13 protein-coding genes are annotated in these 18,332 nt (G+C 70.2%); 1 reads left to right on the top strand and 12 read right to left on the bottom strand.

Features of this window, described 5'->3' with window-relative positions; translation table 11 throughout:
• Window positions 1-7: 7 nt before the first annotated feature.
• From rplU to folC, 12 genes are all read right to left on the bottom strand, one after another.
• On the bottom strand, window positions 8-328 hold the full coding sequence (gene rplU, locus OG452_RS23855) for a 50S ribosomal protein L21 (protein ID WP_164265538.1): 321 nt from the start codon (window positions 326-328) through the stop codon (window positions 8-10).
• Window positions 329-621: 293 nt separating this feature from the next.
• A complete protein-coding gene (locus OG452_RS23850; RefSeq protein WP_327297621.1) occupies window positions 622-4,803 on the bottom strand; it encodes an Rne/Rng family ribonuclease in 4,182 nt (1,393 codons plus the stop codon).
• A 282-nt stretch (window positions 4,804-5,085) separates the two neighbouring features.
• On the bottom strand, window positions 5,086-5,919 hold the full coding sequence (locus OG452_RS23845) for a TIGR03936 family radical SAM-associated protein (protein WP_327297620.1): 834 nt from the start codon (window positions 5,917-5,919) through the stop codon (window positions 5,086-5,088).
• A 320-nt stretch (window positions 5,920-6,239) separates the two neighbouring features.
• Window positions 6,240-8,177: a TIGR03960 family B12-binding radical SAM protein gene (locus OG452_RS23840; RefSeq protein WP_327299751.1), complete on the bottom strand. Its 1,938-nt coding sequence runs from the start codon at window positions 8,175-8,177 to the stop codon at window positions 6,240-6,242.
• A gap of 89 nt (window positions 8,178-8,266) precedes the next feature.
• Entirely contained in the window at window positions 8,267-9,457 is a 1,191-nt protein-coding gene (gene rodA / locus OG452_RS23835; RefSeq protein ID WP_327297619.1) for a rod shape-determining protein RodA, read from the bottom strand.
• A gap of 3 nt (window positions 9,458-9,460) precedes the next feature.
• Entirely contained in the window at window positions 9,461-11,641 is a 2,181-nt protein-coding gene (gene mrdA / locus OG452_RS23830) for a penicillin-binding protein 2 (RefSeq protein WP_327297618.1), read from the bottom strand.
• A 61-nt stretch (window positions 11,642-11,702) separates the two neighbouring features.
• Window positions 11,703-12,377: a rod shape-determining protein MreD gene (mreD, locus tag OG452_RS23825; RefSeq protein ID WP_327297617.1), complete on the bottom strand. Its 675-nt coding sequence runs from the start codon at window positions 12,375-12,377 to the stop codon at window positions 11,703-11,705.
• A 12-nt stretch (window positions 12,378-12,389) separates the two neighbouring features.
• Complete coding sequence (gene mreC, locus OG452_RS23820) at window positions 12,390-13,343, bottom strand: rod shape-determining protein MreC (protein WP_327297616.1); 954 nt, start codon at window positions 13,341-13,343, stop codon at window positions 12,390-12,392.
• A gap of 169 nt (window positions 13,344-13,512) precedes the next feature.
• Entirely contained in the window at window positions 13,513-14,532 is a 1,020-nt protein-coding gene (locus OG452_RS23815) for a rod shape-determining protein (RefSeq protein ID WP_327297615.1), read from the bottom strand.
• A gap of 288 nt (window positions 14,533-14,820) precedes the next feature.
• Window positions 14,821-15,234, bottom strand: coding sequence for a nucleoside-diphosphate kinase (gene ndk, locus OG452_RS23810; protein WP_327297614.1), 414 nt, complete (start codon window positions 15,232-15,234; stop codon window positions 14,821-14,823).
• A 77-nt stretch (window positions 15,235-15,311) separates the two neighbouring features.
• Window positions 15,312-15,662 carry a DUF4233 domain-containing protein gene (locus OG452_RS23805; protein WP_327297613.1) on the bottom strand — a complete coding sequence of 117 codons (351 nt, stop codon included), beginning with the start codon at window positions 15,660-15,662 and terminating at the stop codon, window positions 15,312-15,314.
• A 3-nt stretch (window positions 15,663-15,665) separates the two neighbouring features.
• Window positions 15,666-17,195, bottom strand: coding sequence for a bifunctional tetrahydrofolate synthase/dihydrofolate synthase (gene folC, locus OG452_RS23800; RefSeq protein ID WP_327297612.1), 1,530 nt, complete (start codon window positions 17,193-17,195; stop codon window positions 15,666-15,668).
• A 121-nt stretch (window positions 17,196-17,316) separates the two neighbouring features.
• On the opposite strand from folC, the gene OG452_RS23795 reads away from it, so the two are divergent.
• The gene (locus OG452_RS23795; protein ID WP_327297611.1) at window positions 17,317-18,330 is read left to right on the top strand and encodes a rod shape-determining protein; all 1,014 of its coding nucleotides are present in this window, start codon (window positions 17,317-17,319) and stop codon (window positions 18,328-18,330) included.
• The last annotated feature ends 2 nt before the right edge of the window (window positions 18,331-18,332 follow it).

Below are 18,332 nucleotides of genomic sequence, written 5' to 3'. Positions count from 1 at the left end.
CAGTCCCTTACTTCGCAGCCGCGGGGATACCGGTGACCTTGATCGCCGTGTACTGCTGGCGGTGACCCTGGCGACGGCGGTAGCCGGTCTTGTTCTTGTAGCGAAGGATGTCGATCTTCGCGCCCTTGTGGTGGTCCACGACCTCGGCCTGGACCTTGATACCGGCAAGCACCCACGGGTCGCTGGTGACCGCGTCACCGTCGACCACGAGCAGGGTCGAGAGCTCGACCGTGTCGCCAACCTTGGCGGTGGGAATCTTGTCAACCTCAACGATGTCGTCGACAGCAACCTTGTGCTGACGACCACCGCTGCGCACGATGGCGTACACGCGGATCTCTCTTTCGCTCGGAATCGGCCCTCTGATGCCAGCCGCTCACACGGGTCCGGGGACCCGCGACGATCCGGAATGGACGAGCGGCCTCTCCCGGCGGAGCCAGGAGGGAGTTGCTCAGAGGTGTGGCGCACAGGAAACACGCCGAGGGGTAAGGCTACGGGTCGGGGTCCGGGGGGTCAAACCGGCCCCCGGGGCGGGCCCCTGAGGGACCCAGGGGTGTTGCCCCGCAGACAGGTGCGGCCCTCCCGGAGGAGGGCCGCACCTTTCGCCTGACGGACCGACGCGGGTCAGTCCTCGGTGGAGGCGGTGACTCCGGACGCCGGCTGCTCCTCGGCGGCGGCGGACTTCTTCGCCGCCTTCTTGGCCGTCGTCTTCTTGGCCGCGGTGGTCTTCTTCGCCGCGGTCTTCTTGGCCGCCGCCTTCTTCGCGGGCGCCTTCTTGGCCGTCTTGCGCGCGGCCGTCTTCTTGGCCGGTGCCTCGGCCTCCGTACCGGCGGGGGCCTCGTCCGACGGGGACTCGACCACGACGACAGCCGCATCGGCCGCGCCCGCGGGGGCGGTTGCCTTACGGGTCGCGCGGCGGCGGGCCCGGGGCGGGGCGGCGTCGGCGGCCGGCTCGGCGGGCGCCTGCGGCTCCTCGACCACGGGAGCCGGGGCCTCCTCGACCACGATCTCCGCGGTCTCGTCGGCTGCCTTGGGCGCACCGGCCGGGGCCGTGGCCTTACGGGTCGCCCGGCGGCGGCCACGGGCCGGAGCGGCCTCCTGGACCGGCTCGGGCTCAGTGGCCGGCTGCTGGGCGGCCACCGGCTCAGCGACCGGCTCGGGAGCGGCAGGCTGCTCGCTCACGGGCTCGGAAGCGACCGGCTCGGCGACGACCGGCTCGGGCTCCGGCTGCGCACCCTTCGGAGCGCCGGCCGGGGCCGACACCTTACGGGTCGCCCGGCGGCGGCCGCGGCTGCGCGTGGCGGCCGCCTCCGCCTCGGCGGGGCTGCTGTACAGCTCCTCGTCCGGTACGAAGCTCTCCGGCTCGTCCGGCACGGCGACCACATCGATGTACTCGGTGTCCGCCTCGTGGTCGTGCGCCTCGTCGGGGCCCTGCTCCGACGTGTGCTCGTGGTCGGCCGTCTGCTCCTGGTCCGCGCCGCCGCGACCGCGCTTCTTGGAGCGCTTGCCACCGCCGCCACCGGCCGACGTCGGCTGCTCCATGTGCACGATCACGCCGCGCCCGTTGCAGTGGACGCAGGTCTCGGAGAAGGACTCAAGGAGCCCCTGGCCGACCCGCTTACGGGTCATCTGGACCAGGCCGAGCGAGGTGACCTCGGCGACCTGGTGCTTCGTACGGTCCCGGCCCAGGCACTCAAGCAGGCGCCGCAGCACCAGGTCCCGGTTGGACTCCAGCACCATGTCGATGAAGTCCACGACGACGATGCCGCCCAGGTCCCGCAGCCGCAGCTGGCGGACGATCTCCTCGGCCGCCTCCAGGTTGTTCTTCGTCACGGTCTCTTCGAGGTTGCCGCCCTGACCGGTGAACTTGCCGGTGTTGACGTCGACCACGACCATCGCCTCGGTCTTGTCGATCACCAGCGACCCGCCGCTGGGCAGATAGACCTTGCGGTCCAGCGCCTTCATCAGCTGCTCGTCGATGCGGTACGTCGCGAAGACGTCGACCTCGGACGTCCAGCGCGAGAGCCGGTCGGCCAGGTCGGGGGCGACGTGGGCGACATAGCCGTGGATCGTGTCCCAGGCCTCGTTACCGCTGACGATGACCTTCGAGAAGTCCTCGTTGAAGATGTCGCGGACGACCCGGACGGTCATGTCCGGCTCGCCGTAGAGCAGCGTCGGGGCATTGCTGCTGCCGCCGCTCTTCGCCTTCTTCTCGATGTCCTCCCACTGCGCCTGGAGCCGCTCGACGTCACGGCGCAGCTCGTCCTCGCTGGCCCCCTCGGCCGCGGTGCGCACGATGACGCCCGCGTCCTCGGGGACGATCTTCTTGAGGATGGTCTTCAGCCGGGACCGCTCGGTGTCGGGCAGCTTGCGGCTGATGCCGGTCATCGAGCCCTCAGGCACGTAGACCAGGTAGCGGCCGGGCAGCGAGACCTGGCTGGTCAGGCGGGCACCCTTGTGGCCGATCGGGTCCTTGGTCACCTGGACCAGGACCGACTGGCCGGACTTGAGCGCGGTCTCGATACGGCGCGGCCCGTGGGCCATGCCGAGTGCCTCGAAGTTGACCTCACCGGCATACAGGACGGCATTGCGTCCCTTGCCGATGTCGACGAAAGCGGCCTCCATCGACGGCAGCACGTTCTGGACCTTGCCCAGGTAGACGTTGCCGACGTAGCTGGTGGCCTGCTCCTTGTTGACGTAGTGCTCGACCAGCACGTTGTCCTCGAGGACGCCGATCTGGGTGCGCTCGCCGTGCTGGCGGACGACCATCACGCGCTCGACGGCCTCACGGCGGGCCAGGAACTCGGCCTCCGTGATGATCGGGACGCGACGGCGGCCCTGCTCGCGACCCTCGCGGCGGCGCTGCTTCTTCGCCTCCATGCGGGTCGAGCCCTTGATGGACTGGACCTCGTCGAAGCCGGTGCCGGGCTCGCGCTCGGCCGCTTCCTTCTTGCGCGGCTCGCGGACCTTGACGACCGTGCGCTCCGGGTCGTCGGCCACGGCGTCGGCGTCGGTGCCCGCGTCACCGCTGCGACGGCGGCGGCGACGGCGACGGCGGCTGCTGCTGGACCCGGAGGCCGCGTGCTCGTCGTCCTCGTCGTCCGCGCCGGAGCCCTCGTGGGCTTCGGCCTCGTCCGGACCCTCCTCCTCGGCTTCGTTGTCTTCGTGGCGTCGCTCGTCACGGTCGTCGCGGTCGTTGTCGTCCGTGTCTCCGGACTCGCCACGACGGCGGCGGCGGCCGCCCCGGCGGCGGCGGCGCGAGGGCCGGTCACCGTACTCGTCGGACTCTTCTCCGTGCTGCGCTTCCTCGGCGGACTGCTCGTCGGCCTCGGCCTCATCGGCCGCGGGCTGCTCGGTCACGGGCGCGGCCACCTGCTCGGGAGCCTTCTCGGCTTCGGCGGGCTCGCCCCGGCGACGGCGGCGACGGCCGCGGGCGCCACCCTGCGGCGCGGACTCGGCCGGCTCGGGAGCCTTGGCGGTCTCCTCGACCGCGGCCACGACCTCGTCGTCCTCCTCCGGCTCGGCGGGCCGGGCGGCGGCGGCCGCGGCAGCGGTCTCCGGCGTCTGGAACATCGGCTCGGCGAAGACGGGGGCCTGGAAGACAGCCACGGCGGGGCGCTGCGCACGGCGGCGCGAGCGTCCGGGCTCCGCTGCCTCGGCGGGCTCCGCGGGGCGTTGTGCCTTCTCCTTCTCCTTCTCGCCGACAGCGGTGAACTGCGGGGACTCGGCCCTGCGGCGCTTGCGTCCGCGCGGCGCGGCCTCGGTCTCCTCGGCGAGCGCCTCGGCCACGGCCTCCGGCAGGCTCTCACCCGCGGCGTCGGGCTGCGGACTGGACTGCGGGCTGGCGGCGGGCGAGGTGGCACGGCGGCGGCTGCGACCGCGCGGTGCTTCGGCGGCCGGAGCCTCGGCGGCGGGCGCTGCGGCCTCGGCGGCCTGCGGCGCCTGCTCGGCGGCGGGCTGCTCGGCCGCGGCGGGCGCGGTGGCCTTACGGGTCGCGCGGCGGCGGGTACGCGCCGGAGCGGCGTCCTGCGTCACGGCGGACTCACCCGACTCACCGGAACCGTCGGCCGGAGCGGTCTCAGCTGCCCCGGCGGTCCCGGTCGTGGTGCTCGCCGCGTCCGGAGCCTCGGAGCTCTTCGGCGCACCGGCGGGTGCGGTGGCCTTACGGGTGGCACGGCGGCGGGTGCGCGCCGGGGCGGCGTCCTGCGTGTCGGCGGAGTCGGCCGACTCGGTGTTCCGCACGGTCTCATCGGCCACGACGGCCTCCGGCTCAGCAGCGGCCACGACGGCCTGGGTGGTCTGCGACTCGTCCACGGGTGCGCCGGTGGACCGGGTGGCCCGGCGGCGTGACCTCGTGGGCGGCGCTTCGGACGGCCCTGCCTGTTCCGCGGCCGATTCCGCGGTGGCCTCGGCCTGCGGTGCGCCCGCGGGGGCGGAGGCGCGGCGGCGGGCACGGCCGCGCGGCGCTTCGGCGGCGGGAGCCTCGTCGGCGGGCTCCTCGCTCACCGCTTCGGCGGGCGCGGCTTCGGTGGCCCTGGCGGAACCCGCGGGTGCGGTCGCCTTACGGGTGGCGCGGCGGCGGGCGGGCGGCGCCGTCTCACCGGCGCCGGAGTCGGCCGCGGCAGCCTCCGCGGCCGGTATGGCCGACGTCACTGTTCCGGCCGCTTCAGCGGTGCCGTTCCGCGCGCCGGCCGGCGGGCCTGCGGGGCGCGACGCGGCCCTGCGCCGACGGCGCGGGGGCAGCGTGTCGCTGGGACTGGTCTCTTCGTTTGCTCCGGGGGTACCGGAATCGTTCGACTCAAGCATTGCGGGCGGTTCTCCCGTCACGCTCCCGGGCGCCGCGTCTGTGTCCGGTCCGGCACGGTCCGCGTCAGATACGCGGTTCCGCTCGTCCGGGGCGCGGGCGCCGCACGGGAGCTGATGTCTGGCTCGCCGGTTCCCTACGCGATGTACGTACGGCCTGGCGAAAGTCTTCTGGTCAGTGCGCTGCCCGACCCAGGTGGCTCCCGGATACGAGGGCTGCGCTACAACAACTGGTCCTTACGCGGCGGGACCGCCTCCGCGGCCCGGGGGCCGGAGAGGTCCGTCTCACACCGTCGCGGGTGTCCCGTCGGCGGAATGCCGGTGGGTGGCGGTTCCGGCGGCCGTGGGTGGAGCGGCCGGGGCTGCCTCGCGGTCGGGCGAGAGCGGGTCGGTCACCGTGCCGGACTCCTCGTCGAAGAGCCCCTGCGCCAGCCTGGTCACCGCTGCGGGGACCGGCGGCGCGAGGTCGGCCACAACGCGGAGACCGGACAGGACGTCGTCGGGTCGCACAGCAGGTGTCACGTGCCGAACAACCAGCCGCAGTATCGCACAGCGCTCACCTCCCGGCCTATTGACCGGCTCGGCGCCGTCGGCTCCGGTGGTCCCGGCGTCCGCGCCGGGCTCGGGGCGGACGGCCCGCAGATCGGCCACGGCGCTGCGGGCGTCGAAGGTCCGTACGCCGTTCTTGGTGCGGCGCTGGACCTCGACCGTCCCGGCGGCGACGAACGCGGCCACGGCCCTCTCCGCCTCCTCGAACTCCACGCCGTCCAGGCGCAGTTCCCATACCGAGGCGGTCAGCCGGTCGGCGAGACCCGAGGTGTGCGCCTCGACCGCGTCGGTGATGTCGAGCCCGTCCGGGAGGGACTCGTCGAGCAGCTTCCGCAGCGTCCCGGGGTCACGCGCCTCGGTGAGGGCGATCTCCAGGAACTCGGCCTCGCTGCCGGTGCCGGTGGGTGCGGCATTGGCGTACGACACCTTCGGATGCGGCGTGAAGCCCGCCGAGTACGCCATCGGCACCTCGGCTCTGCGCAGCGCGCGCTCGAAGGCGCGCTGGAAGTCACGGTGGCTGGTGAACCGGAGGCGGCCGCGCTTGGTGTAGCGCAGTCGGATGCGCTGCACCGCCGGTGCGGGCGGCGGGCCTTCGGGCTGTCGCTTGCCCAGTGGTTCTTCTCCTCGGTGCGGGGCTGGCGCGGGGGGCGCGCCGCCCTACGGCGGGGTTCCCGGGGCATCGGACCGGCTCACCCCAGTCCGGCGGAGTAGGTGCCGTGCTGGGAGATCTCTGGTCCGGCTGCCGCTTCGGGGACAGTCGATGTACTACCACCCAGAGTACGCGCACGGAGCACGGCAGGTTCCCGGACGTCGGCACGACGCCGCGGAAACCGCTCCGGAACGCAGTGGAGGCCCTGCCGCAGGGCAGGGCCTCCACGCGCACGCATGGGCTATTTGTTGACGACGGTCAGCGGCAGAAGCTTCTTCCCGGTCGGCCCGATCTGGATGTCGAGGTCGAGCTGGGGGCACACCCCGCAGTCGAAGCACGGCGTCCAGCGGCAGTCCTCGACCTCGGTCTCGTCGAGCGAGTCCTGCCAGTCCTCCCAGAGCCAGTCCTTGTCGAGACCGGAGTCCAGGTGGTCCCAGGGCAGGACCTCCTCGTACGTGCGCTCACGGGTCGTGTACCAGTCGACGTCCACGCCGAAGCCGGGGAGCGTCTGCTCGGCGGCCTTCATCCAGCGGTCGTAGCTGAAGTACTCGCGCCAGCCGTCGAAGCGGCCGCCGCCCTCGTACACCGCGCGGATGACCGAGCCGACCCTGCGGTCGCCGCGCGAGAGCAGGCCCTCGACGATGCCGGGCTTGCCGTCGTGGTAGCGGAAGCCGATCGAGCGCCCGTACTTCTTGTCGCCGCGGATCTTGTCGCGCAGCTTGGTGAGCCGGGCGTCGGTGTCCTCGGCTGACAGCTGCGGGGCCCACTGGAAGGGGGTGTGCGGCTTGGGCACGAAGCCGCCGATGGAGACGGTGCAGCGGATGTCGTTCTGGCCGGAGACGCGGCGTCCCTCGGCGATGACGTTGACCGCCATGTCGCCGATCTGGAGGACGTCCTCGTCGGTCTCGGTGGGCAGGCCGCACATGAAGTACAGCTTCACCTGGCGCCAGCCGTTGCCGTACGCGGTGGAGACCGTACGGATCAGGTCCTCCTCCGAGACCATCTTGTTGATGACCTTCCGGATGCGCTCGGAGCCGCCCTCGGGGGCGAAGGTCAGGCCGGACCTGCGGCCGTTCCTGGTGAGCTCGTTGGCCAGGTCGATATTGAACGCGTCCACCCGGGTGGACGGCAGCGAGAGGCCGACCTTGTCCTCGGTGTACCGGTCGGCGAGGCCCTTGGCGATGTCACCGATCTCGCTGTGGTCGGCTGACGACAGCGACAGGAGGCCGACCTCTTCGAAACCGGTCGCCTTGAGGCCCTTCTCCACCATGTCGCCGATGCCGGTGATGCTTCGCTCCCGCACGGGGCGCGTGATCATGCCGGCCTGGCAGAAACGGCAGCCGCGGGTGCAGCCGCGGAAGATCTCGACGGACATCCGCTCGTGGACGGTCTCGGCGAGCGGGACCAGCGGCTGCTTCGGGTAGGGCCACTCGTCGAGGTCCATGACGGTGTGCTTGGAGACCCGCCACGGCACGCCCGACCTATTGGGCACGGTGCGGGCGATACGCCCGTCGGGCAGGTACTCGACATCGTAGAAGCGCGGAACGTAGACACCGCCGGTCTTCGAGAGCCGGAAGAGCACCTCGTCGCGGCCGCCGGGACGCCCTTCGGCCTTCCAGGCGCGGACGATCTCGGTGATCTCCAGGACCGCCTGCTCGCCGTCGCCGATGACCGCGCAGTCGATGAAGTCGGCGATCGGCTCGGGGTTGAACGCCGCGTGGCCGCCCGCGAGCACGATCGGGTCGTCGAGGGTCCGGTCCTCGGCGTCCAGCGGGATGCCCGCGAGATCCAGGGCGGTGAGCATGTTGGTGTAGCCGAGCTCGGTGGAGAAGGAGAGCCCGAAGACGTCGAACGCCTTCACCGGGCGGTGCGCGTCGACCGTGAACTGCGGCACCTTGTGCTCGCGCATCAGTTCTTCCAGGTCCGGCCAGACGCTGTACGTGCGCTCGGCGAGGACGCCCTCGCGCTCGTTGAGTACCTCGTAAAGGATCATGACGCCCTGGTTGGGCAGCCCGACCTCGTACGCGTCCGGGTACATCAGCGCCCAGCGGACGTCACAGCTCTCCCACGGCTTGACGGTGGAGTTCAGCTCTCCGCCCACGTACTGGATGGGCTTCTGGACGTGCGGGAGAAGCGCTTCCAGTCGCGGGAAGACCGACTCGACCGACTCGACAGGCATGGTGGTGTCTCTCATGAGCGGGCAGGGATGACCATCCAGCGTACCCCGGCGGGCGGCCCCCGCCGCCCGCCGGGGAATCCGCCGGGGGATCAGGCCGACATGGGCCGCTGCACCCGAATCGACTGGAGCAGCCCGATCGCGACCCACACGGCGAACATCGAGGACCCTCCGTACGAGACGAACGGCAGCGGAAGCCCGGCCACCGGCATGATGCCGAGCGTCATCCCGATGTTCTCGAACGCCTGGAAGGCGAACCAGGCGATGATCCCGGCCGCGACGATCGTGCCGTACAGCTCGGTCGTCTCCCGCGCGATGCGGCAGGCGCGCCAGAGCACGATGCCGAGCAGGACCAGGATCAGTCCGGCGCCCAGGAAGCCGAGTTCCTCGCCGGCGACGGTGAAGACGAAGTCGGTCTGCTGCTCGGGGACGAACTGCCCGGTGGTCTGCGAGCCGTGGAAGAGGCCCGTTCCGTGCAGGCCGCCCGAACCGATCGCGATCCTCGCCTGGTTGGTGTTGTAGCCGACGCCCGCCGGGTCGAGCGCGGGGTTGGCGAAGGCGGCGAAGCGGGCGATCTGGTACTGGTCGAGCAGCCCGGCCTTCCAGACCCCGATGGCACCGATCACGCCGGTGCCGATGAGCCCGATCACCCAGCGGTTGGAGGCGCCGGAGGCCAGCAGGATGCCGAGGACGATCATCGCGATCACCATGACCGAGCCGAGGTCCGGCATCAGCATGATGATCAGGATCGGGATGGCGGCCACCCCGAGCGACTTGGCGACCGTGCGGTGGTCGGGATGCTCCTGGTCACCCGCGTCCACCCGGGAGGCGAGGATCATCGCCATCCCCAGAATGATCGTGATCTTGGTGAACTCGGAGGGCTGGAGCGAGAATCCGCCGCCGATGACGATCCAGGCGTGCGCACCGTTCACGGTCTGCCCGAGCGGCGAGAGGACCGCCAGGATCATCAGTACGGAGATGCCGAACAGGATCGGGACCGCGCCGCGCAGGGTCCGGTGGCCGAGCCAGATGGTGCCGATCATCAGGCCGACGCCGATGCCGGTGTTCATGGCGTGGCGCAGCAGGAAGTAGTACGGGTCGCCGTGGGTGAGGGAGGTGCGGCCGCGGGTGGCCGAGTACACCAGCATCATGCCGATGAACGACAGCGCGAGCGACGACATCAGCAGCGGCCAGTCCAGCCTGCGCATCAGCGAGTCGCGGGCGGTCAGCTTGGACCAGGTGCCCTGCTCCGGGGCGTACCGCGCTACGGAGAAACCGCCCATGTCCTAGTCCTTCCTGCCCGGTCCGGCCGCGATCTGCTGCCCGCCCGATGACGACGGGGACGGCGCCGGCGGCGACGGGTCGGGCTTGGGCGGAGTGATCTTGGGCGAGATGATCGTACCGTCCTTGTTGATCTTGGGCAGGGCCGTCTGCGGCTTCGGCAGGAGCGCCTTCTTGGGATCCTGCTTGCCGTCCTTGCCGATGCCGTACATCGCCTCGTAGATCTTGCGGACCGCCGGTCCCGCGGAGCCGGACCCGGTACCGCCCTGGGAGATCGTCATCACGATCGCGTAGTCCTTGGTGTACGTGGCCAGCCACCCGGTGGTCTGCTTGCCCGCGACCTCCGCGGTGCCGGTCTTGGCGTGCAGGGGGATCTTGTTCTGCGGCCAGCCGCCGAACTGCCAGGCCGCCGTACCGCTGGTGACCACGCCCTCAAGGGCCTTGTCGATGTACGAGACGGTGGACTTGGTGTCGGGGAGCCTGCCGATGCGCTTCGGCTTCATCGGCTGGACCGTCCTGCCGTCGGCGCTGATGATCGCCTTGCCGACGCTCGGCTGGTACATCGTGCCGCCGTTGGCGATGGCCGAGTAGATCATCGCCTCCTGGACCGGGGTGAGCAGCGTGTCGCCCTGGCCGATCGCGTAGTTGACGGAGTCACCGGCGCGGACCTGCTTGCCGTCGGTGCAGTTCTCGTACTCGATCTGCTCGACGTAGGTGCCGTTCTTCTTGCCCTGCTTGCACCAGACGTCCTTGTTGGCCTCCCAGTAGGCCTTCTTCCAGTCGCGGTCCGGGACCCGGCCGGCCAGCTCGTCGGGCAGGTCGATGCCGGTCTTCTTGCCGAGCCCGAACTCGCGGGCGGTCTTGAAGAACCAGTCCTTGGGGTGCTTGGGGTTGTTGCCGCCGTCCTTCTTCCACTGGTCGTAGGCCAGGTGGTAGAAGACCGTGTCGCACGAGACCTCAAGGGCCTTGCCCAGGCTGATGCTCCCGTAGTTCTCGCCCTCGAAGTTCTTGAACTCGCGGTTGCCGATGGTCATCGACGAGGTGCAGGGGTAACCGCCGTCCGGGGCGTACCCGGCGTTGATGGCGGCGCTGGTGGAGATGACCTTGAAGGTCGAGCCGGGCGCCGACTGCCCCTGGATGGCGCGGTTCAGCAGGGGGTAGTTGGAGGACGCCTTGGTGAGCTCGGCGTAGTTCTTGGCCGAGATGCCGCCGCCCCAGACATTGGGGTTGTAGGTCGGGGCGCTGGCCATGGCGATGACCTGCCCGGTGTGCACGTCCATCACCACGGCCGCGCCCGAGTCGGCCTTGTAGTTGGAGTGGGTGACCGAGTCGTAGGTTTTCCGGAGGGACTTCATGGTCGCGTCCAGTTCCTTCTCCGTGAGCGCCTGCACCCGGGAGTCGATGCTGGTGACCAGGGAGCTGCCGGGCTGCGACGCCGTCTGCCCGGCCTTGCCGATGACCCGGCCGAGGTTGTCCACCTCGTAGCGGGTGACGCCGGACTTGCCGCGCAGCTGCTGGTCGTACGTGGACTCCAGGCCGGCCCGGCCGACCTGGTCGGAGCGGAGCAGCGGGTTGTTCGTCTTGTTCGACTTGGCGACTTCCTGGTCGGTGACCGGGCCGAGGTAGCCGAGCACCTGGGCGGCGTTGAGGCCTCCGGTGCCGGGGTAGCTGCGGACCGCGGTGGGCTCGGCGGTGATGCCGGGGAAGTCCTCGGTGCGCTCGCGGATCTGGAGCGCCTGCTGGGTGGTGGCGGTCTCGGTGACGGGGATCGGCTGGTACGGCGAACCGTTCCAGCACGGCTTCGGTGTCTTGGCGTCGCAGAGCCTGACCTTCGCGATGACGTCCGCGGGCTTCATCCCGAGCACGCCGGCCAGCCGGGTGAGGACGGCCTTGCCGTTGTCGCTCATCCTCATCAGGTCGGTGCGGTTGGCGGAGACGACGAGCTTGGTCTCGTTGTCGGCGATCGGCACCCCGCGCGCGTCATAGATGGAGCCTCGCACGGCGGGCTGGACGACCTGCTGGACGTGGTTGTTCCTGGCCTCCGCGCTGTACTCCTGACCGTTGCGGATCTGGAGGTACCAGAGCCGACCGCCGAGGGTGAGGAGGAGGGAGAAGACAAGGACCTGGATGACGACGAGCCGGATGCGGACCCGCGAGGTCCGTCCGGTCTCGGGAATATTGCTCACAGCCGTGCCCCACTGATTGTCCGGCCGGGATCCGACGGCCGTGTCCCCGCGTGTCGCAGTGTCACAGCCTCTTGACCCCCTTGATACGTCCGGCCTTCGCCGCGCGTGACTTGGCCGCCTTCATGCGCAGGCCGCCGCGCTGACTGCCGATCTTCAGTCCGGTGCCCGTCGCCAGCCAGCCGGTGGCGACATCGCTCGTGACACCGCCGGTGTCGCGGCCTTCGGCGAGCGGGTCGTTCTCGGCGCGTCTCGCCAGCGCCATGATGAGCGGGACGGTGAACGGCGCGAGCAGCAGGTCGTAGACCGCGGCGCTGAACAGCAGCCCGGTCAGGCCCACATGGCGGGCGGCGGTGTCACCGACGAGGGAGCCCACGCCGGCGTAGAGCAGGGTGGAGCCGACCGCGGCGGCGACCACCACGAGCATCGGTCCGGTGACAGACCTGATACGGCCGTTCTCCGGCTTGGCGAGCCCGGCCGCGTACCCGATGACGCACAGCACCAGCGCGTACCGCCCGGCGGCGTGGTCGGCGGGCGGGGCCAGGTCGGCCAGCAGGCCGGACCCGAAGCCGATCAGGGCGCCACCCACATGGCCGTACACCAGGGCGAGGCCCACCACCGTGAGCAGCAGCAGGTCCGGTACGGCGCCGGGGAGTTGGAGTCGGGCGAGCACGCTCACCTGGATCACCAGGGCGACCACCACCAGCGTGGCCGAGAGCAGCATCCGGTTGAGACGCATACGGATCAGCTCCTACTGCTGAGGGGCGTTGGGGTCGGTGTTGGCGTTGGCGCCGGGCGACGGCGTGGCGGTGACCGTGACGGTGGGGGTGGGCTTCGGCTTGGCGGGCTTGGCGGGGAGGACCGTGTCGCGCGGGTTGCTGCGCGGCGGCTCCACGACGACGCCGACCAGGTCGAGCTTGGTGAAGTTGACGTACGGGCGGACGTAGACCGTACGGGTGAGGTCGCCGCCCGAGGGGTCCACGCGGACGACCTGGCCGACCGGCACCCCGGGTACGAAGGGCTTGTCGTTGCTGGAGCCGAAGGTGACCAGCCGGTCGCCCTTTTTGACCTCGGCCTTGCCGTTCAGGAACTGGACCGAGAGCGGGCGGTCGCCGCGGCCGGTGGCGAACCCGACCTCATCGGTCTTCTCCATCCGGGTGCCGACGGTGAAGTCGGGGTCGTTGGCAAGCAGCACGGTGGCGGTGTTGGGGCCGACGGTGGTGACCCGGCCGACGAGTCCGTCCCCGTTGAGCACGGTCATGTCCCGCTTGATGCCGTCGGCGGTTCCGGCGTCGATGGTGACCGTCCAGGAGAACCCCTGGGCCGCTCCTATCGCGATGACCTGGGCTCCCTTGATCCCGTACTGGCCCGCGCCCGCGGTCTTGAGCATGCTGTCGAGCTGGCGCACGCGGCTGCGGTTGCGGTCGCTGCTGCCGAGCTGGTGCTTCAGAGCGGTGTTCTCACGCTCCAGCGCGCTGATGCGGCTGTGCCGGTCGCCGGAGTCCCGTACTGCACCGATAGCGTTGCCGACCGGGTTCACGGCGTCCGCGACACCGCTCTCGACCGGTCCGAACACGGTGGCGGCGGCGTGCCGGGCGCCATCCACCGGAGACGCCTCACCGCCGCGGATGTCCACCGTGATCAGCGCGAACGCGATGGCGATCAGCAGCACCAGGAGCAGCCGGCTCTCTCGTGTGTCCCTCACGTGCGGAGGCCGTGCCTTCCTCGTCGGAATTCATATGCGTTTGTGGAGTTCTGCGTCTGTGGAGCTTTTCCCTTGCGGCGGAGGCCGGCCCGGATACGGACGGACTCTTTACCTCAACGATCCGCCGTACGGGGCGGACGTGCCCCGTACGGCTCAATCCCGGGGACCGTCACCGGCGGGGCTGGGCGTCCAGGACCTGCTGGAGCGCCTCGAACTCCTCGACGCACTTGCCCGATCCGAGGGCGACGGAGTCGAGCGGGTCCTCGGCGATGTGGATGGGCATGCCCGTCTCATGGCGCAGCCGCTCGTCCAGGCCGCGGAGCAGCGCCCCGCCGCCGGTGAGGACGATGCCGCGGTCCATGACGTCGCCGGAGAGCTCGGGCGGGCACTTGTCGAGCGTCGTCTTGACGGCGTCGACAATGGCGTTGACCGGCTCCTCGATGGCCTTGCGGACCTCGGCGGCGGAGACCACCACGGTCTTGGGCAGCCCGGACACGAGGTCCCGGCCGCGGATCTCGGTGTGCTCGTCCTTCTCCAGGTCGAACGCGGAGCCGATCGTGATCTTGATCTGTTCGGCGGTGCGCTCACCGAGGAGGAGGGAGTACTCCTTCTTGATGTGCTGGATGATCGCGTTGTCCAGCTCGTCGCCGGCGACCCGGATCGACTGTGCCGTGACGATTCCGCCGAGCGAGATCACCGCGACCTCGGTGGTGCCGCCGCCGATGTCGACCACCATGTTGCCGGTGGCCTCGTGGACGGGCAGACCCGAGCCGATGGCGGCGGCCATGGGCTCTTCGATGATGTGCACCTGGCGGGCTCCCGCCTGGGTGGACGCCTCGATGACGGCGCGGCGCTCGACCCCTGTGATGCCCGAGGGGACACAGACGACGACGCGCGGCCGGGCCAGGTAGCGGCGCTTGTGAATCTTCAGGATGAAGTAGCGGAGCATCCGCTCGGTGATTTCGAAGTCGGCGATCACGCCGTCCTTCAGCGGCCGTACGGCAACGATGTTGCCCGGTGTACGGCCGATCATCTTCTTCGCCTCGGCGCCTACGGCGAGGATCCCGCCGGTGTTGGTGTTGATGGCGACGACGGAGGGTTCGTTGAGGACGATTCCTCGACCCCTGACGTACACCAGCGTGTTGGCAGTCCCGAGGTCGATAGCCATGTCACGGCCGATGAACGACATTGAGTTCCCCTTGTTCCCCATGAGGATGCGTCGGGCCTTCCCAAGTGGAGCGATTGGCTTTTTGGTAGGCGAAGTGAGCGCTAGTGGGTGTGAAGGCTTCCATCGTAATGCCGCCTGCACGGACACCGCGCTAGGGTCCTCCGCCATGTGGGCGGAAGTTGTGCCCGCCTCAGTCATGGTGACGTCATGTCGGTGCGATGCGTTCCCGAAATCGCCCGGCATATGCCGAAGGGCGACCGAATTAATTCGGTCGCCCGAGGCTGCGAGCGCTATTCGGCTGACATGATGTCAGGATACGCCCGGGAAAAAAATCTTCAATTCTCGCTCCGCGGACTCCTCCGAGTCCGAAGCGTGGATGAGGTTCTCCCGGACGATGGTGCCGAAATCACCACGAATGGAGCCGGGCGCGGCGGCGATCGGATCGGTCGGGCCTGCCAGGGCGCGTACGCCCTCGATGACCCGCTCGCCCTCGACGACCAGCGCGACGACGGGACCCGAGGCCATGAACTCGACCAGCGGCTCGTAGAAGGGCTTGCCCTTGTGCTCGCCGTAGTGCTGCTCCAGCGTGTCCTGGTCGAGCGTCCGCAGCTCCATCGCCGTGATGGTCCAGTCCGCCTTGCGCTCGATGCGGCCGACGACCTCGCCGACCAGGCGGCGGCGTACGGTGTCGGGCTTGAGCAGAACGAGCGTGCGCTGGCTCACTGTACGGACTCCTTCAGTACGGGCGGTGCGGGACCGGGGTAACGAGCCCTCAGGCTACAGGGCGTGCCGTGCGCCTATTACGCAGCGTCAGGCCCTGCGGAGGCCTGCTCCGCCCAGCGGGCCTTCGCCGCATCGACGATCCGCCCGTAGTGGACGGACGCCCACCACAGTCCGGCGAACACCGCCCCGAGGATGAACATCACCGGTACGAAGAAACCACTGGCGATCAGAGCGATCTGGAGCGCCCAGCCGATCTGGACAGCACCCGGACGGCTCAGCATTCCGCACAGCAGCACGGAAAGAAGCATGCCGATACCGCATACCGTCCAGACGGTGGTCTCCGACAGATCGCCCTTCATGGCGACCAGACCGGCGAAACCGATCACGAAGAACTCACCGATCAAGGTGGACGCGCAGAGCGTGCGCATAGGTCAGCGCCTTCCCAGGAGCAGCCGGGCCTCGCCGACCGTGATCACGGAACCGGTGACGAGGACACCCGCTCCGGCGTACTCGCCCTCCTCCTCGGCGAGCGTGATCGCCGACTCCAGAGCGTCGTCGAGCCGGGGCTCGACCACCACGCGTTCATCGCCGAAGACCTCGACGGCGATCGCGGCCAGATCGTCCGCGCTCATCGCCCGGGGCGTGGAGTTCTGAGTGATCACAACCTCCGCGAAGATCGGCTCGAACGCTTCGAGCAGCCCGCGGACGTCCTTGTCGCCGCTCGCCCCGACCACTCCGATCAGCCGCGAGAAGCTGAAAGCCTCGGTGACACCCGCGGCGGAGGCCAGCGCGCCCCCCGGGTTGTGCGCCGCGTCCAGGACCACCGTCGGGGAGCTGCGTACGACCTCGAGACGGCCGGGCGAGGTGACCGAGGCGAAGGCCTTGCGGACCACGTCGATGTCGAGCCGCTGCGCCTGCTGCGCGCCGACCCCGAAGAACGCCTCAACCGCCGCGAGGGCCACCGCAGCGTTGTGCGCCTGGTGGGCGCCGTACAGCGGGAGGAAGACATCCTCGTAGTCACCGCCGAGGCCGCGCAGCGTCAGGAGTTGGCCGCCGACAGCGATCTCCCTGCTGCCGACGCCGAACTCCATGCCCTCGCGGGCGACCGTGGCGTCCATCCCGACGGCCTTCTTCAGCATCACCTGGGCGGCGTCGACCGGCTGCTGCGCCAGGATGACCGTCGCGCCCTGCTTGATGATCCCGGCCTTCTCGCCGGCGATCTCTGCGGGCGTGGAGCCGAGGCGGTCCGTGTGGTCCAGCGAGATCGGGGTGACGACGGCGACGGGGGCCTCGATCACATTCGTCGCGTCCCAGCTGCCGCCCATCCCGACCTCGACGACGGCGACATCCACCGGCGCGTCGGCGAAGGCGGCGTACGCCATTCCGGTGAGGACCTCGAAGAAGGAGAGCCGGTGCTCCTGCCGTTTGTCGACCATCCCGACGAACGGCTTGATCTCCTCGTACGTCTCGATGAACCGCTCGGCCTCGATCGGCTCACCGTTCAGGCTGATGCGCTCGGTGATCGACTGGACGTGCGGCGAGGTGTACCGCCCGGTACGCAGCTCCAGGGCGCCGAGCAGCGCCTCGACCATGCGCGCCGTCGATGTCTTGCCGTTGGTGCCGGTGATGTGGATCGAGGGGTACGCGCGGTGCGGACCGCCCAGGACGTCGAGCAGCGCCTCCATCCGTACGAGGGAGGGGTCGAGCCTGGTCTCGGGCCAGCGGCCGATGAGCTCCTGCTCCACCGCGCGCAGCGCCCTGTCCACCTCCGGGTCGGCGGGCCTGGCCGGTACCCCGTCGCCAGGCGGAGGTCCGCCGTGGGTGCGCAGGGTGCGGCTGCCGGCCTCGATCACCGCCTGGTCGGGGGACGACGGTGTCTCCCCCGCCGGTACCGCGTCGTCGGCTGAGGGAAGGTCGGTCGCTGCGTCGACGATTTCGTCGAAAGGGTCGGGCTCGCTCACGGGACCAGTCTACGGAGGTCCCGGCGGGCCCGGACTCCGCCCGTCCCGTGCGAACCCGTACCCCCGGTTCGGAGCACTCCGGCGCGCGGAATACCCCCTTGTCAGGCCAGACTTACCAAATATGGACATAGGTATTGATCTCGGTACGGCGAACACGCTCCTCTACGTCCGCGGCAAGGGCATCGTGCTCAACGAACCCTCCGTGGTGGCGGTGCGCGAGGGCGGGCGCGGGGCCCCGGCCATCGGTGACGAGGCGCGCGAGAGCCTCGGACGCACCCCGGACTCGGTCTCCGCGCTCCGCCCGATGCGGGAGGGGGTGATCGGCGACTACGAGGCCGCCAGAGAAATGATCAGGTACTTCGTACGCAAGGCACTCAAAGGCAGGCGGACCCGCACCCGGATGGTGGTCTGCATGCCGACCGGGGTGACCCCGGTGGAGCTGCGGGCGATCGTGCAGGCCGCACAGGAGGCGGGCGGCCGTACCGTCCATCTGCTCGACGAGTCGATGGCGGCTGCGATGGGCGCGGGACTGCCGGTGGACGAGCCGCGGGGGTCCATGGTCGTCGACATCGGCGGCGGTACGACCGAGGTCGCCGTGATCTCCATGGGCGGCATCGTCACCTCGCGGTCGCTGCGGCTCGCGGGCGACCGGATGAGCGCGGCGATCGCCGAGCACATCTGCCGGGAGCGCAACCTGCTGATCGGCGAGCGGACCGCCGAGGAGGTCAAGCTGGAGATCGGCTCGGCCTGGCCGCTCCCGGACGACGAGGCGCTGGAGAGCCGGACCTGCACGGTACGGGGGCGCGAGAAGGACAACGGGGTGCCGACCGCGCTCATCCTCACCGCCGCCGAGATCCGTGCCGCGATGCACGAGCCCATCGAGGCGATCGTCGCCACAGTGCAGTCGACTCTGGCGGAGTGCCCGCCGGAGCTGGCGGCCGACGTGATGAAGCACGGGATCGTCCTGACGGGCGGCGGTTCGCTGCTGCCGGGTCTGGATCTGCGGATCGCGTCGGCCACCGGCATCAACGTGACCGTCGCCGGGACGCCGCTGGAGTGCGTGGCGCGGGGGACGGGCAAGTGCGTCGAGGACTTCGACTCGGTCAACACCAAGGTACTGACGCCTGCCACCTGACG

This window comes from Streptomyces sp. NBC_01197 (assembly GCF_036010505.1).
Classification (GTDB): Bacteria; Actinomycetota; Actinomycetes; order Streptomycetales; family Streptomycetaceae; genus Streptomyces.
Note: the sequence above shows the minus strand (reverse complement) of the source record. Positions and strands in the feature narration are given on the sequence as shown.